Below are 14,226 nucleotides of genomic sequence, written 5' to 3'. Positions count from 1 at the left end.
GAGCAAGCTCGCTCCCACAGGTTTAGCGCTACCCTTGTGGGAGCGAGCCGGCTCCGGGCGGCGATCCGACGATTGACCGCGCAGCGGTCACAGATTTTTCAGTTGCTCCACGACTTCGCCAAACCCCGGCCGCTCCAGCACGTGCGGCTGACAGCAACGCCGCTCCAGATCTTCCAGCACCCCACGCTCTTCATCGCTCAACCCCGAATCAACCCGCTCCAGCAACTCCCCCAACAACACCCCGAACGCCCGCACCTCGATCCGCTGCAAGGCACGGCTTTCAAGGCTGTCGGAAATCGCGTGGAACGACGCCGCACCAAAGTCCCCCAGCAAGCAATCACCCTGTTCATTCCACAGAATATTGTGCCCATAGAGATCACCATGGGTGATGCCATGACCGTGCAGGTGCTCGGCCACCGAGGCAATGCCCGAGGCAATGCGCAGCGCCACCGCGGCACTGAAACGCAAATCGTCGGGGTAAATGTCGCGGCTGCATGACGCCAGGCTCGGCAGCGCGGCGAGGTTGCGAAAGCTCGGTGCGATCAGTTGCATCACCAGCCCGGCGGTTTGCTGCGGGTGATCGACAATCCGCCCTTCGACGCGGATCAGATTCGGGTGCAGGCCAGCGGTGATGCAGGCGTTCATTTCGTGCAATGGCGAACCGTCGCTGGTCATTTCGCCCCTGTAGAGCTTCACCGCAACGGCCATGGGCGGCTGCCCGGCGGGTTGCCAGGCGGCCTGATGAATCACCCCGGACGCACCTTCGCCGAGTTTCTTCTCCAGACGTAACGCCGACCAGTCAATGCGCGGTGTGGCGTCGAGGGCCGCGGCATCGGCTTCGGTTTCCAGCGGGTTACCGGCGTACGCCAGCCAGGTCAGGCTCGGCAGTTCCAGCAGCCATTGCGGCAACCCGGTCAACCGGTTGGCGGCGATGCGGATCAGTTCCAGCCGATGGCACTGGCGCAAAGACTCCGGCAGCGCGTGCAAACGGTTGCCGGCGAGCATGAGCTTTTGCAGGAACGGGCGCTCTCCCAGTTCGGTCGGCAAGGTTTCGATGCAGTTGTCGGTCAGGATCAGCCAGCGCAGCAGCGGTGGGAGCGCCGCTGCGGGCACGTGGTCGATGCGGTTGGCCTTGAAGCCGATCATCGTCAGTGCGGTGCATTGGCCCAGGCAGGCCGGCAACTCGGTGAAGCGGTTATCGGAACAGAACAGCACGCGCAAACGGGTCAGGCGATGCAAGTCCTCGGGCAGGGCGCTCAAGGCATTGCCGCTGAGGTTGAGCACTTCCAGCGAGTCCGCCAGATCGAAGATCTCCCGGGGGAATTCGGTCAGGCCGTCGACCAGATCCAGCCGCGTGATGCCCGACAACTCGCCGTTACGCAATTGAGCAAGGGTATGCATGAACAGATTCGCTATTGATCAAGGAATAGGCGCGTGGCCCCGGAAATGCGCGACATGATAGCGGGAAAGATGTGGCGACTGTCAGGCCGCCTTCGTCGGAACGCCGCCCGGAGCAAGCCCGCACTCACAAGGTCATGCCGATGCCCACACAGCTGTGCGTTGCCAGTGACCTAGCGCTCGATACTGCGGCTCCACCGCGCATTCCATGCCGGACGTTGTTCGTTGACCTGATCCCAATCCAGGGCAATCGCCGTATCGAGGTAATGTTTCATGGCTTCGACCTGACCATGGGTTCGCTCGGTGGTTGGGGTGTTGGGGTTGGACGGAATCTGGTCGCCATCCTCGAGTGCGACGGCCTGGGCTTGCGGGGTCAGCAAGAAGGCGGCAAGTTTTTGCGCCAGCTCCGGTTGCGTGTTATTGGCGATTGCGCATTCGGCGACGTTGAGCACCACGGCGCCTTCCTTCGGCTGTGCGTATTCCACTGGCATGCCCTTGAGCTTCAGAGCCGTCACCTGGGTCGGCGTCAACGGGAACAGCGCCGCTTCGTCGGTCTGAAGCATTTCGGAGATCTTCGCCGAGCTCGGAATGTATTCCAGTACGTTACGCCCGACGGTGTTCGGCCAGGCCTTGAAACCAGGGTCGACATTGGTTTCGGTGCCGCCCTGTATCCGGTTGAACATCAGGAAACCGTGCAATCCGAACGTCGAAGAGGCCATCGACTGGAACACCAGTTTGTCCTTGAAGCGCGGGTCGGCCATGTCCATCCAGGAGGTCGGCGCGCTCCAGCCTTTTTCTTTGAACAAGCGGGTGTTGTATGCCAGCCCGGTGACCCCGAGGCTGACCGCCACGGCCTGGTCCTTGATCCGTCCCTTGGCCGGAATCTGTTCCAGCGTCGGGCTGTCTTCGAGTTTGTCGCACAGTCCCATGGAGATCGCGCGGTACATGATGCCGTCGTCGAGGAACATCACGTGCATCTGCGGGTTGCCCTTGCTGGCCTGAACCTTGGCCAGGATATCGGATGAGGTGCCCGGTACGATCACTACTTTGACGTTGTTGGCCTTCTCGAAAGCCGGCAGCACCTTGTCGGCATAGAGCCGCTCCATGGTCCCGCCGTTCATGCCAAGATAAAGTGTTGGCTCGGCCTGGGCCTGAGTGACCGTGAGCAGGGCGCCCACGCAAGAAAAACTTAGCCAAGAGAAACCGAGCAGTGCACTGCGTTTGACGTTATTCATTGGCGCGACCTTCCTCTATCAAGCTACGGAGATGGAGTGAAACCGGGTGATGGAAAACGCATCCAGCGACGTCTTTGATGCGCCGCTACAGATGATTTCGGTGAGCGCCTGGCCCACCGCGGGACCGATCTGGAAACCGGCGCCGGCAAAGCCGAACGCGTGCAACAGACCGGGTTGGGTACCACTGTGGCCGATCACCGGTTGGCGATCGGGCAGATAACCTTCGGTGCCGCTCCAGGTACGAATCGCCTGGGCACCTTCAAGAAACGGGTAGAGCTCGACGGCCTGGCGGAGTATTTCCAGCACTGCGCCTTGACCGGGGCGGGCGCGGGTCTCGTCGAGGGCATAGCCCTGGCCGCCGCCCAGTACGCAATTTCCCCGGGTAACCTGACGGGCATAAATGCCACCGCCCTCGACGCCGGTGCTGGCATCCATCACCAGCGGCAACGGTTCGGTGACCAGCATCGCCGGGTGACCTGAATGCATCGGCACCGGTTCGCCGAACTGCGTGGCCAGGCTGCCGGCCCAGGCTCCGGCGCAGTTCAACAGCCAGGGTGCACGCCATTCCAGGCCAGTTTGCGTATGTACACGAAATCGTTGTCCGTCATGTTCTACAGCGTTCACCGCGCATTGTTCGTAAACCTGCGCGCTCTGTTGCCGCGCCGCCCGAGCGAACGCCGGAGACACCAGGCGCGGGTTGGCGTGACCATCGTCAGGGCAATAGGACGCGCCTGCCGCCACGTCTCCAACCCACGGAAAACGTGCGCGCAATTGGGTTCGGTCGAGCACTTGCAGATCGAGACCGAACCCCCGACTGCTATCGGCGTAGTCCCGCAGGGCTTGCAGATCGTTGAGACTGCGGGCCAGTTTAAGGTGACCGCTGCGCTGGTATTCGCCGTCGATGCCAATCAGTTGTGGCAACTGCGCCCAGATTTCGTGGGCCTTTTGCGACAGCGGCAATTGCGCCAGGGGACGACCCTGACGCCGCACGCCGCCGTAGTTCACGCCGCTGGAATGTGAGCCGCAAAAATCCCGTTCCAGCAGCGCCACGCGCCGACCGGCCCGACTGAGAAACAGGGCGGCGCTCGCACCGACAATGCCACCGCCAATGATGACTGCATCGACTTCGTTCAAAGCTCGATCTCCAGGCCAAACGGCAGCGGTTTGATCGGTGCCTGGGCACGCAACCGGCCGATATCGGACACGGCGCGCTGGCTCTGGCAGGCAATGATTTCTGCTGCTGCGGCACCGCACATCCGACCTTGGCAACGCCCCATGCCGACACGACAATGAGCCTTTACCCGGTTGATTTCCCAATGACCTTCGCGCACCACGTCGCGAATATCCCCGGCGCGTACTTCTTCACAGCGACAGACCATCACGTCATCGGTAAGACCAGCGGCCCAGTTGTCGGGAAATGTAAAGGCGCGTTCGAGGCCCTGACGAAATTCGCTAATGCGTTCCAGGCGGTGTTCCAACTGGGCAGGGCGCTGCGCCGAAATCAGATGACCCATGTCGTCGAGCAGTGCCAATGCGGCGCGCTCACCGGCCATTTCCGCCGCGTCCGCACCCATGATGCCGGCACCGTCGCCCGCCAGATAAACCTCGGCGACACTGCTGCGGCCCGCACGGTCACGTTGCGGTAACCAGGCGCGATTGAGCGGGTTCCAGGCGAATTCACAGCCGAGCAGATCGGCCAGTTGGGTTTCACTGCGCAGGCCGTGAGCGAAGGCCACGGCGTCGCAGTCGAGTGAGTGGTTGCCCCTGGCGTTGGACCAGCGCAGCGATTGCACGCGTTGCTCGCCGTCGATGGCTGCCAGGGTCGCGCCTTGATGCACAGGGATGCCGTGCGCGGTCAGCCAGCCGCGGTAATAAATGCCTTTGGCCAACGTGGACGGTTGCGCCAGCAGGCCGGGCAGGGCTCGGGCCTGTGCGCTGAAGGGTGAGCTGTCGAGCACCGCGACCACGTTGGCGCCAGCCTTGGCGTATTGATAGGCGACCAGGTACAGCAGCGGGCCGCTGCCGGCGAACACCACGCGTTCGCCGATGGCGCAGCCCTGGAACTTCAAGGCGATTTGCGCCGCACCGAGACTGTAGACCCCCGGCAATGTCCAGCCCGGTACGGGCAGAATCCGGTCGGTGGCGCCGGTGGCGACGATCACCCGGGAGAACTCCAAGCGTGCTGCGCGGCCGTTCTGCAAAGTGTCGAGGGCACCGTCTTCGGCATTCCACACCAGGGTTTCGGCGCGGTAATCGATTTGTTCGCGCAGTGTGTCAATCGTCTGATGCAGCGCATTGGCTTTGCGTGCTTCGAAGCCATACAGCTTGACCGGCGAACGTTTGAAGTTGGCCGGTTGACGCCGATAAATCTGCCCGCCGCCGCGTGCGGCTTCGTCCAGCAGCGCCGGACGCACGCCATGGGCAACCAGCGTTTGTGCCGCACGAATGCCCGCCGGACCGGCGCCGACGATGACCACAGACTTCATACTCTCACCCCTGTGGGAGTGAGCCTGCTCGCGATGACGGCGGCCCATTCAATAATTGTGCTGACTGACAGCCTGCAATCGCGAGCAAGCTCGCTCCCACATYGGATTGGCAGTGAKCCTGTTTTTTGTGCCCGACGTTGCCCCCCTGTGGGAGCGAGCTTGCTCGCGATGGCGGCGGCCCATTCAATAGTTGTGCTGACTGACAGCCTGCAATCGCGAGCAAGCTCGCTCCCACAAGGGATTCGGTTTCTGCAGATGGAATGTTTATTCATAACGATCGCCCCGGTTCGCGGCAGACCTGCTGCCCGGCTTCGAGCAGCGTCGAGCAGGCGCGCACCCGGCGACCATCGCCCAGTCGCACCCAGCAATCCTGGCAGGCCCCCATCAGGCAGAAGCCGGCGCGGGGTTCGGCACTGAAGTCGCTGCTGCGCAGGTGTTCGCTGCAAGTCAGCACGGCGGTCAGCACGGTATCGCCGAGCAAACCGCTGGCGCGATGGCCGTCGAGGGTAAAGTCCAGGGCCGGGCGGTCAGCTTCGGCCAGTCGTTTCAGCAGAGCCATGGCGCCCTCATTGTTTACCCACCAGAACCCGATCCAGGCCGTAGACCCGATCAAGCAGAATCATCGTCAGTGCGGTCAGCGCAATCACCAGTGCCGACACCGCCGCCATCATCGGATCGATGGACTCAGTGGCGTACACGTACATGCGCACCGGCAGGGTTTGTGTGGCCGGCGAGGTGACGAAAATCGACAGCGTGACTTCGTCGAAACTGTTGATGAACGCCAGTAGCCAGCCACCGGCCACCCCCGGCAGAATCATCGGCAGGGTGATCTGGCGGAACAGCGTGAAGCGTCCGGCGCCCAAGGATTGCGCGGCGTGTTCGGCGCTGCGATCCAGGCCAATCGCCGAGGCCAGCACCAGACGCAGCACATACGGTGTAATCACCAGCACGTGGGCGAAAATCAGCCAGACGAAGCTGCCATTGACACCCAGCAACGCAAACAGGTGCAGCAACGCCACACCAAGTACCAGGTGCGGAATGATGATCGGCGACAGAAACAGGCCGTTGAGAAAGTCTCGACCGGGAAACTCGAACCTGGTGATCGCCAGCGCGGCGGGCACCGCAATCAGCGTCGCCAGGGTGGCTGCACCGAACGCCAGGATCAGGCTGTTGTAGAACGCATCGACAAAATCGGCACGCTCGAACACCGCGCGAAACCAGCGTAGAGAGAACTCCGTGGTCGGCAGGCTCAGGGTGTTTTCCGGAGTGAAGGCCACAAGGCAAACCACCACCAGCGGCGCCATCATGAACACCACCACCAGGGTATGAAACAGCAGGGCGAAAGGACCGTTCCTGGACATGACGAATTATCCCAATGACTTCTTGTAGCGGCCTTCGATCATGCGATTCCACGACAGCATGATCAGCAGGTTGATGAGCAGCAGAGCCACGGCAATAGTCGCGCCCATGGGCCAATTGAGCTCCGATAGGTACTGGTCGTAGATCAGCGTGGCAACCATCTTCAGCCGACGACCGCCGAGCAGGCCGGGGATCGCGAATGAGCTGGCGGCCAGGCCAAACACGATCAATGTGCCGGACAACACACCAGGCATGACCTGTGGCAGCACGACTTGGCGAATCACCGTGAAGTGACTGGCGCCCAGCGACTGCGCGGCTTGTTCGGCGGCGGGATCGAGTTTCTGCAGCGAGGTCCAGACCGGAATGATCATGAACGGCAGCATCACGTGGACCAGCGCAATCACCACCGCGAACGGCGTGTAGAGCAGCTTCATCGGCGAGCCGCCGAGGGCTTGCAGGGTCTGGTTGACCAGGCCGTCGGCGCCGAGCAACAGGCTCCAGCCGAAGGCGCGCACCACCACCGAAATCAACAGCGGAGTGAGGATCAGAATCAGGAAAATCGAGCGCCAGGGTGTGCCCATGCGACTGAGGATGTAGGCCTCGGGCACGCCGATCAGTACGCAGAGCAAAGTGGTCAGGGCGCTGATCCACAAGGTGCGCAGAAAGATCTCGTAGAAATACGGATCGCCCAGCAGGTTGCTGTAGTGCTCGACAGTGTAGGCGTCGCCGTTGATCCCCGAGCTGTAGTCGAAGACGTTGAACGACAGCACCAGGGTCAATCCCAGCGGGATGATCAACAAGCAGAGGTACAAGGCCAGGGCCGGTGCAGACAGCCAATACCCCTGGCGTCCCTGGTGGATGGCGGTGAGCGTACTCATGCTGGCACCTCGTCGACACTCAGCACTCGCAGCAGCGCCGCGTCCCAGTCCAGACCGACTGCAGTGCCTTCGTTCAACGGCGCAGAGCCATCATTGCGGCGCACCACGCAGAGTTCGCCCAGGCTCGTCCCGACGCCGTACAGCCATTGGCTGCCGAGGAAAAACCGACTGACGATCTTGCCTTGTAAACGACCGTGGCCGGCATCGCGCAGATCGATTTTTTCCGGCCGCAGGCTCAGGGTCAGATCGCCTTTGCCAACACCGCACACCTGAACCACACCGGCACCATTGCGCTCGCCGGGCAGCAGATTGGCCTTGCCGACGAATCCGGAAATGAACTCGGTGCGCGGGTGTTCGTAGAGGGTGTAGGGCGCGTCGATCTGGGTGATGCGCCCGGCCTGCATCACCACGACACGGTCGCTGATGGACAGCGCCTCCGACTGGTCGTGGGTGACCATCAGCGTGGTGATTGCAACTTCGCGCTGGATGCGGCGGATCTCGAATTGCATCTCTTCGCGCAGATTGGCGTCAAGGTTGGACAGTGGTTCATCCAGCAAAAGTACCGGCGGCTGAATCACCAGGGCGCGGGCCAGGGCGACGCGCTGGCGCTGGCCACCGGAAAGCTCCCGCGGGTAACGCTCGGCGTGCTGATTCAGGCGCACCAGTTTCAGAACCCGGTCGACTCGCTGCTGGATATCAGCGTTCGCCACCTTGCGCATGCGCAGGCCGAAAGCGACGTTGTCCTTGACGGTCATGTGCGGGAACAGCGCGTAGCTCTGGAATACCACCCCCAAACCGCGGCTGGCGGGTTTGGCGTGGGTGATGTCGCGGCCATCGAGCACGATGCGCCCGCTGGTGACTTCGACGAAGCCGGCAATCATTTGCAGAGTGGTGGTCTTGCCGCATCCCGAGGGGCCGAGCAAAGACACGAATTCACCTTTCTCGACCGAGAGGTCGGTGGCGACGACGGCGTCGATTTCGCCGTAGCGTTTGCAGAGTTTTTCAAGTTGCACAAAAGCCATGACTGCGCTCCACCTGAGATTGTTATGCGTCACCCAAAGGCGCGCTTTTTTGTATGGGCAGATACGAAAAGATGTTGCCGGGGTGCGTGGCGCTCGACTTGAGTCGGCTGCCGCTGTTGTTCGAATCGCCCCTGTCTGGACGCAGAGTAGGACGAAGACTAGGATGGGCTCAATGGCCTATTTCACTGAGGCGATGACTATTTTAAGTTTTATTCGATCAGTAAATTAATAATCGGAAAACAAGATGCAAGATTCCATTGAGCGGAATGAAAGCAAAAGTGAAGTCGGTGTCGGCGCGGTCTCAAGACTGTTTGCGGTACTGCGAACACTGGGTGATAGCGTCGAGGGCGGCGAGCGGGTGACGCAACTGGCGCAGCGCATCGGCTTATCGCAACCGACGACGCATCGGTTGCTGCGCAGCCTGATGGACGAGGGCATGGTCGAGCAGGATGGGCGCAGTAAACGCTATCGCCTGAGCCTGGATTTTTTCGCGCTGGCGGCGCGTGCGGGCAACACCGGAAACTTGCGCGAACTGGCACGGCCGGCGCTGCTGCGACTCTCGGCTTCGCTGGGTGATTCGTTGTTTTTGCTGGCGCGCTGCGGCTTTGATGCGATCTGTCTGGACCGCAGCGAAGGGCCGTTCCCGATCCGTACCTTTACCGGGGATATCGGCGGGCGTGTGGCGTTGGGCGTGGGTCAGGGCAGCCTGGCGATTCTGGCGTTCCTGCCGGAGGAAGAGCGCGACACCGTCATCCATTACAACTTGCCGCGCCTGAAAGACTTCCACCTGTATGACGAGGTGTTCCTGCGCTCGGAAGTCGACAACGTGCGCGCCCTGGGTTACGCCGGGCGCAATACCGGCGTGCTGCAGGGCATGGCCGGGGTGGCCGTGCCGATTCTCGATCGTGAAGGTCGCGCGGTGGCGGCGTTGAGTGTGGCGACCGTGAGTGACCGATTGGGCCCGGATCGCCTGCCGACGGTGGTGGACATGCTCAAGCGCGAAGCGGCGCTGATCGGGCCGCGGATCAATCCGTTCGACCCGCTACTGCGCCGGCCTTCGCAGGTGTTTGGGCAAGGGTAAGATTTACATGTCCGCACAAATCCCCTGTGGGAGCGAGCTTGCTCGCGATAGCGGTCTGTCAGGCAACACTCAGTGACTGTCAGGCCGTCATCGCGAGCGAGCTCGCTCCCACAGGGGAGGGGATCAGAACTGTATGGTCTGTTTCAGCATCCGCGCCGCCGGCGTATCCGCCGGGCTGACCATCGCATAGTTGTAGCCACTTCCCGACCAGTACTCGGCCTGCAACTCGCCATCACTGCGACTGCCCCTGGGCAGCAGAAAGTTTTTCGGCCCAGGCGGGCGCACGTAGAAACTGACTTTCTGCCCGCCCTGGTTCTCGTAGACCACCATCGCCGCCGGGCCTTGCTCGGTGCTCAGCAGGCGCCCACTGACCGGTTTGAAACCGGCATCGGAAAGGTCGGGCAGGCGATTGGCCTGAGTGAAATAACGGTCGAGCCAGCCTTGCATATCACCGTCCTCGCCGACGTTGTAATCGGCCGGGAGGATGCCTTGCTGGGCAATCAGGCGATAGGCCTGTATAGCGTCGGCCATCGGTGCCGGGGCGCTGGCCAGGGTCATTTCCCGTGCTTGCCAACCGCTGAAACCGCCGACACTGACTGCGATCAACAGCACCGCCGCGCTGGCCAGGTGCCGACGGGACTGGCGTTTCAGGTGTTGGCGAATCACGGCTGGATCGAGGTTCGGATTGACCGGTTGCTGCAAGGCGCCACCGAGGGTCGCGCGCAGTTGCTGGGCGTCCAGTTGCCAGGCGCGCACTTGTGCGGACATTTGCGGATTGCTCGCCAGAAAAGTCTCTACCAGGCGTCGGTCGGCGTCGCTCAGTTGGTGATCGACATAGGCGTGCAGGTCACGCTCGCTGGGGGGCATGCTGATCATTTGAGTCTCCGCAGGGAAGGGCGGTTGATTTCGCCATCACTGAGTTGGCGCAGGGCCTGGCGAGCCCGGGACAGGCGGGACATCACGGTGCCGGTGGGTACGTCGAGAATCCCGGCGACCTCTTTGTAGCTCAGGCCTTCCACCGACACCCAGAGCAGCAGCGCGCGTTGCTCGGTGGGCAATTGATCGAAAGCGCTGAGGGTCGATTGAGCGATAACGGTGCGCTCCACCGAGGGCTGGGCATCGTCACGCCCGGTGAAGAATTCGAGCATGCGCGCATAGCGCCGGGAGCGACGGTGCGCATCGAGAAACTGCCGGTAGACAATCGAGAACAGCCAGGCGCGCAAGTCGCCCTCGGCGCGTTTGCCGCTCCAACTCGACAATGCCCGCTCCAGGCTCGCCTGCACCAGGTCGTCAGCGCTGCTGGTGTTGCGCGTCAACGACACGGCGAACCGTCGCAATCTTGGAATGATTTCCCTCAGTTGTTCGTCGATATCGTTCATGAAGTTCTGACTGGTCGCTACGCTTGGGACTAGGAAGACGTCCGGTACTGGAGGTTATTCCACGTCAGAAAAAATAAACATCGCGCGTGGGAATAAACCTGCATGCGGTTCGTCTGCTTGATTCTTCTCACTTGTGGCCGATGGCCCTGGAGTCTTTCATGGTAGATCGATCATCACCGCCAACCCGGCCACCCTTGAGTGCGGCGAGCCTGACGTTGCGTCTGGCCGGCATTGCCGTGGTCGTTGCGGCCGTGGCTGGGGCGTTTGCCTACGTCAACGGTACCTTCGACCCACAGCGCCTGACCCCGAAGAAACTGATCAACGTGCTGGAAACCAATAACGGCGTGCATCAGGGTTTCCGTCGCAACCATTCCAAAGGCGTGTGCGTGATCGGGCATTTCGAGAGCAGCTTTGATGCGCGCAGCTATTCCACCGCTCAAGTGTTCAACGAAGCGCGGACGCCGGTGGTGGGGCGTTTCGCCTTGCCGGCCGGTAACCCTTACGCGCCGGACAGTGCTGTGCCGATCCGCAGCATGGCCTTGCGCTTCACCCAGGCCAACGGCCAGCAGTGGCGCACCGGGATGAACAGCATGCCGGTGTTTCCGGTGGGCACGCCCGAGGCGTTCTATCAACTGCAAAAAGCCCAGTCGCCAGACCCGACCACCGGCAAACCGGACCCCAAGGCGGTACCGGCGTTTTTTGCTTCGCACCCGGAAGCCGCACCGTTCCTGGCCTGGATCAAGACCGCCAAGCCGTCGGCCAGTTACGTGACCGAAAACTACAACAGCGTGAATGCGTTCTACCTGGTCAACGCGGCCGGCCAACGCCAGGCCGTGCGCTGGAACATGGTGCCACTGGCCCAGGACACACCGGGGGGCACTGCACCGGAGGGCAATGATTTCCTGGAGAAAGACCTGGTTCAGCGAATCGCCGCCGGCCCGTTGCGCTGGCAGTTGAACATCACCCTGGCCAACCCCGGCGATCCGGTCAACGACGCCAGCAAGGCCTGGCCCGAAGGGCGCAAGGTGTTGAATGCTGGCACCCTGGTGCTTGAAAAGACTCAACCGCAACTCAACGGTGAATGCCGTGACATCAACTACGATCCGCTGGTGTTGCCTGCCGGGATCGAAGGTTCCGACGACCCGTTGCTCGCCGCCCGTTCAGCCGGTTACGCCAATTCCTACCTGCGTCGCACCAGCGAAGTAAGCCAGTTGCCCGCCGCCAAACAGGAGGCCCAGCAATGAGCAACCAACCGAACCACTTCGCCCCGCTGGCGCGCCTGCTGCACTGGCTGATGGCGCTGATGATCATCGCGATGCTGTTTATCGGCGCCGGCATGGTCGCCTCGGTGTCCGAGCGTCATGAATGGCTGATTCATCTGCACAAACCCTTGGGCATCGCGATTTTGCTGTTGGTGATCGTGCGCCTGGTGGTGCGTTTCTCCACCACACAGCCACCATTGCCGGCGGACTTGCCGGGTTGGCAGGTGCGGGCGGCCAAGGCGTCGCATGTGTTGCTGTACGCCTTGATGCTGGTTCTGCCGCTGCTGGGCTGGGCGATGATTTCGGCGTCGGGCGAGCCGGTCATGCTCAGCAGTTCGCTGCAACTACCGTCAATTGTGCCGGCGAACGCGCAGGTGTTTGCGTTTTTGCGCAAGGCGCACGGGTATCTGGCGTATCTGTTGTTTCTGACTGTGTTGCTGCATTTGGCGGCGGCGTTGTTTCACGGTTGGGTGCGTCGCGATGAGGTGCTGGACAGTATGTTGCGGGGTAAGGATCGCGGATAATAGCCGGGCGAAAAAAGATCGCAGCCTGCGGCAGCTCCTACAGGGAAACGCATTCCAATGTAGGAGCTGCCGCAGGCTGCGATCTTTTGATCTTGAAGGGCAATTAACGCAGGCTATCGACCATCTCGGCCACGGTGGTCAGCACATCCTTGCCCAATTGCTTCGAACGTTTGCCCGACCAACCGGTTTCCGCGTTCGGGTGGTCGTCGTGATCCTTGAACGGCATTTCCAGGGTCAACGACAGGCAGTCGTACTTCTGCCCGACGCTGTTACAGGCCAGCGTCATGTTGGCCCGGCCCGGTTCGTCGCGGGTGTAGCCGTACTTGGTCTGGAAGTCTTTGGTGGTGTGCTTCAGATGACTGCGGAAGTGCTCCTCGAGCTTTTCGATTCGCGGCGTGTAACCGGGGTTGCCTTCGCAACCGGCGGTGAATACGTGAGGGATTTCCTCGTCACCATGGGCGTCGAGGAACATGTCGACGCCRTACTTTTCCATCTGCTGCTGAACGAACAGGACTTCCGGGCTGATTTCCTGGCTGGCGCTCTGCCAGGCGCGGTTGAGGTCCTGGCCCATGGCGTTGGTGCGCAGGTGGCCGTGGAAAGCACCGTCCGGGTTCATGTTTGGCACCAGGTACAGGTCGGCGCTGGCCAGCAGTTTATTCAGCACAGGGTCGTCGTGTTTTTCCAGGCGTTCGATCACGCCTTCCATGAACCACTCGGCCATGTGCTCGCCCGGATGTTGCTGGGCAATCATCCATATCTTGCGTCGGCCTTCGGCCCCGGTGCCTTTGCGCAACAACTGAATGTCGCGACCTTCGACACTTTTGCCGGTGGCCAACAGTTCGGTGCCGGCCTTGGTCAGTGCCTGCTCGATCAGCCAGTCGTGGCGACCACGGCTGTAGGGTTCGAAGTAGGCGAACCAGGCGTGGGTTTGCTCGGCTTCAAGGCTGAAACGCAGGCAGTCGCCTTCGAAAATGGTCGGTACGCGGAACCAGTTGACGTGATCGTAGGACGCCACCGCCTGATAACCGGTCCAGGCTTTGTTATAGGAGGATTGGCTGGCATTGTTCAGGCGAAACCAGTGCTCCTGGCCAACATGCAGGCCGCTGGCCTTGAAGTGGAACCACTGGAAATGCGGACTGCGGGTGTCCGGGCGAATGGCCAGAAGCGGTTTGAGCGGGTCGCTGATGTCGATGACTTGGATGTTGCCGCTGTCGAAATTGGCACTGATGTCGAAAGAGGATTTAGCGACGCTCATAATCGGGTCCTGAATATGATTTTTATGGCGGCTACTTTACACGCAAGAGTGGGGTGAAACCGAGGGAAATTGCGGGGTGCAGGGGTGGGGGCGTCCTCCTTGACGCTGTCGCAGCTTAGAGGCTGTGCGATTGATTCTCAAGTGCTATCTGTCACTGGTTTGAACCCATGATTCCGGGCCTCTCTTGCCATCTGGCATTCTTTTGATATCATCCGCGCCATCGAATTTGCGGCACCCAAAGACTTCATTAGCCTGAAGCCAAAAGCCAGAAAACTGGCAAAAAAAGACCCGGCAAAAAGCCGGGTCAAAAACCGTGATTAGCCTGATGAGGAGATAGTCCAGGAGAC

14 protein-coding genes are annotated in these 14,226 nt (G+C 61.4%); 3 read left to right on the top strand and 11 right to left on the bottom strand.

The genetic code is table 11. From position 1 onward, the window contains the following. Positions 1-87 precede the first annotated feature (87 nt). The 8 genes from AC1DXW_RS10235 to AC1DXW_RS10200 all read right to left on the bottom strand — a co-directional run bounded on the left by AC1DXW_RS10235 (position 88) and on the right by AC1DXW_RS10200 (position 8,378). Entirely contained in the window at positions 88-1,401 is a 1,314-nt protein-coding gene (locus tag AC1DXW_RS10235) for a leucine-rich repeat-containing protein kinase family protein (protein WP_477759987.1), read from the bottom strand. A gap of 170 nt (positions 1,402-1,571) precedes the next feature. Continuing rightward, the gene (locus AC1DXW_RS10230) at positions 1,572-2,633 is read right to left on the bottom strand and encodes an ABC transporter substrate-binding protein (RefSeq protein WP_477755679.1); all 1,062 of its coding nucleotides are present in this window, start codon (positions 2,631-2,633) and stop codon (positions 1,572-1,574) included. 18 nt (positions 2,634-2,651) lie between these two features. Beyond that, positions 2,652-3,767 (bottom strand): NAD(P)/FAD-dependent oxidoreductase, encoded by a 1,116-nt coding sequence (locus AC1DXW_RS10225; protein WP_477755680.1) that lies wholly within the window; start codon positions 3,765-3,767, stop codon positions 2,652-2,654. Then, complete coding sequence (locus tag AC1DXW_RS10220) at positions 3,764-5,119, bottom strand: FAD/NAD(P)-dependent oxidoreductase (RefSeq protein WP_477755681.1); 1,356 nt, start codon at positions 5,117-5,119, stop codon at positions 3,764-3,766. Before AC1DXW_RS10220 ends, AC1DXW_RS10225 begins: the two co-directional genes overlap by 4 nt. 268 nt (positions 5,120-5,387) lie before the next feature. After that, on the bottom strand, positions 5,388-5,678 hold the full coding sequence (locus AC1DXW_RS10215) for a (2Fe-2S)-binding protein (RefSeq protein WP_477755133.1): 291 nt from the start codon (positions 5,676-5,678) through the stop codon (positions 5,388-5,390). A gap of 7 nt (positions 5,679-5,685) precedes the next feature. Further along, positions 5,686-6,480 carry an ABC transporter permease gene (locus tag AC1DXW_RS10210; RefSeq protein ID WP_477755132.1) on the bottom strand — a complete coding sequence of 265 codons (795 nt, stop codon included), beginning with the start codon at positions 6,478-6,480 and terminating at the stop codon, positions 5,686-5,688. Between the two features lie 6 nt (positions 6,481-6,486). Next, positions 6,487-7,356: an ABC transporter permease gene (locus AC1DXW_RS10205; protein WP_477755131.1), complete on the bottom strand. Its 870-nt coding sequence runs from the start codon at positions 7,354-7,356 to the stop codon at positions 6,487-6,489. Next, positions 7,353-8,378, bottom strand: coding sequence for an ABC transporter ATP-binding protein (locus AC1DXW_RS10200; protein ID WP_477755130.1), 1,026 nt, complete (start codon positions 8,376-8,378; stop codon positions 7,353-7,355). The genes AC1DXW_RS10205 and AC1DXW_RS10200 overlap by 4 nt, the downstream gene beginning before the upstream one ends. A 244-nt stretch (positions 8,379-8,622) precedes the next feature. Between AC1DXW_RS10200 and AC1DXW_RS10195 the strand changes: the two genes are divergently transcribed. Beyond that, entirely contained in the window at positions 8,623-9,459 is an 837-nt protein-coding gene (locus AC1DXW_RS10195) for an IclR family transcriptional regulator (RefSeq protein WP_477755129.1), read from the top strand. A 123-nt stretch (positions 9,460-9,582) separates the two neighbouring features. Here the strand turns inward: AC1DXW_RS10195 and AC1DXW_RS10190 are convergent, their stop codons facing one another. Both AC1DXW_RS10190 and AC1DXW_RS10185 read right to left on the bottom strand, forming a co-directional pair. Then, positions 9,583-10,335, bottom strand: coding sequence for an anti-sigma factor family protein (locus tag AC1DXW_RS10190; protein WP_477755128.1), 753 nt, complete (start codon positions 10,333-10,335; stop codon positions 9,583-9,585). Continuing rightward, entirely contained in the window at positions 10,332-10,838 is a 507-nt protein-coding gene (locus tag AC1DXW_RS10185) for an RNA polymerase sigma factor (RefSeq protein WP_151214457.1), read from the bottom strand. The genes AC1DXW_RS10190 and AC1DXW_RS10185 overlap by 4 nt, the downstream gene beginning before the upstream one ends. A 158-nt stretch (positions 10,839-10,996) precedes the next feature. Here AC1DXW_RS10185 and AC1DXW_RS10180 point away from each other — a divergent pair, with 158 nt between their 5' ends. Beyond that, a complete protein-coding gene (locus AC1DXW_RS10180; RefSeq protein ID WP_477755126.1) occupies positions 10,997-12,082 on the top strand; it encodes a catalase family peroxidase in 1,086 nt (361 codons plus the stop codon). Beyond that, positions 12,079-12,624, top strand: coding sequence for a cytochrome b (locus AC1DXW_RS10175; protein WP_477755125.1), 546 nt, complete (start codon positions 12,079-12,081; stop codon positions 12,622-12,624). Before AC1DXW_RS10180 ends, AC1DXW_RS10175 begins: the two co-directional genes overlap by 4 nt. Positions 12,625-12,727: 103 nt before the next feature. Here the strand turns inward: AC1DXW_RS10175 and AC1DXW_RS10170 are convergent, their stop codons facing one another. After that, entirely contained in the window at positions 12,728-13,879 is a 1,152-nt protein-coding gene (locus AC1DXW_RS10170) for a M14 family metallopeptidase (RefSeq protein ID WP_477755124.1), read from the bottom strand. Between the last annotated feature and the right edge of the window lie 347 nt (positions 13,880-14,226).

It is taken from the genome of Pseudomonas sp. P4_C4 (genome assembly GCF_056402055.1).
This window is presented reverse-complemented; position numbering and strand designations above follow the sequence as displayed.

Excerpts from the sequence above, each read along its gene's own strand:
- AC1DXW_RS10235 (WP_477759987.1), bottom strand. The coding sequence starts at position 1,401 with ATGCATACCCTTGCTCAATTGCGTAACGGCGAGTTGTCGGGCATCACG.
- AC1DXW_RS10230 (WP_477755679.1), bottom strand. The coding sequence starts at position 2,633 with ATGAATAACGTCAAACGCAGTGCACTGCTCGGTTTCTCTTGGCTAAGT.
- AC1DXW_RS10220 (WP_477755681.1), bottom strand. The coding sequence starts at position 5,119 with ATGAAGTCTGTGGTCATCGTCGGCGCCGGTCCGGCGGGCATTCGTGCG.
- AC1DXW_RS10215 (WP_477755133.1), bottom strand. The coding sequence starts at position 5,678 with ATGGCTCTGCTGAAACGACTGGCCGAAGCTGACCGCCCGGCCCTGGAC.
- AC1DXW_RS10210 (WP_477755132.1), bottom strand. The coding sequence starts at position 6,480 with ATGTCCAGGAACGGTCCTTTCGCCCTGCTGTTTCATACCCTGGTGGTG.
- AC1DXW_RS10205 (WP_477755131.1), bottom strand. The coding sequence starts at position 7,356 with ATGAGTACGCTCACCGCCATCCACCAGGGACGCCAGGGGTATTGGCTG.
- AC1DXW_RS10200 (WP_477755130.1), bottom strand. The coding sequence starts at position 8,378 with ATGGCTTTTGTGCAACTTGAAAAACTCTGCAAACGCTACGGCGAAATC.
- AC1DXW_RS10195 (WP_477755129.1), top strand. The coding sequence starts at position 8,623 with ATGCAAGATTCCATTGAGCGGAATGAAAGCAAAAGTGAAGTCGGTGTC.
- AC1DXW_RS10190 (WP_477755128.1), bottom strand. The coding sequence starts at position 10,335 with ATGATCAGCATGCCCCCCAGCGAGCGTGACCTGCACGCCTATGTCGAT.
- AC1DXW_RS10185 (WP_151214457.1), bottom strand. The coding sequence starts at position 10,838 with ATGAACGATATCGACGAACAACTGAGGGAAATCATTCCAAGATTGCGA.
- AC1DXW_RS10180 (WP_477755126.1), top strand. The coding sequence starts at position 10,997 with ATGGTAGATCGATCATCACCGCCAACCCGGCCACCCTTGAGTGCGGCG.
- AC1DXW_RS10175 (WP_477755125.1), top strand. The coding sequence starts at position 12,079 with ATGAGCAACCAACCGAACCACTTCGCCCCGCTGGCGCGCCTGCTGCAC.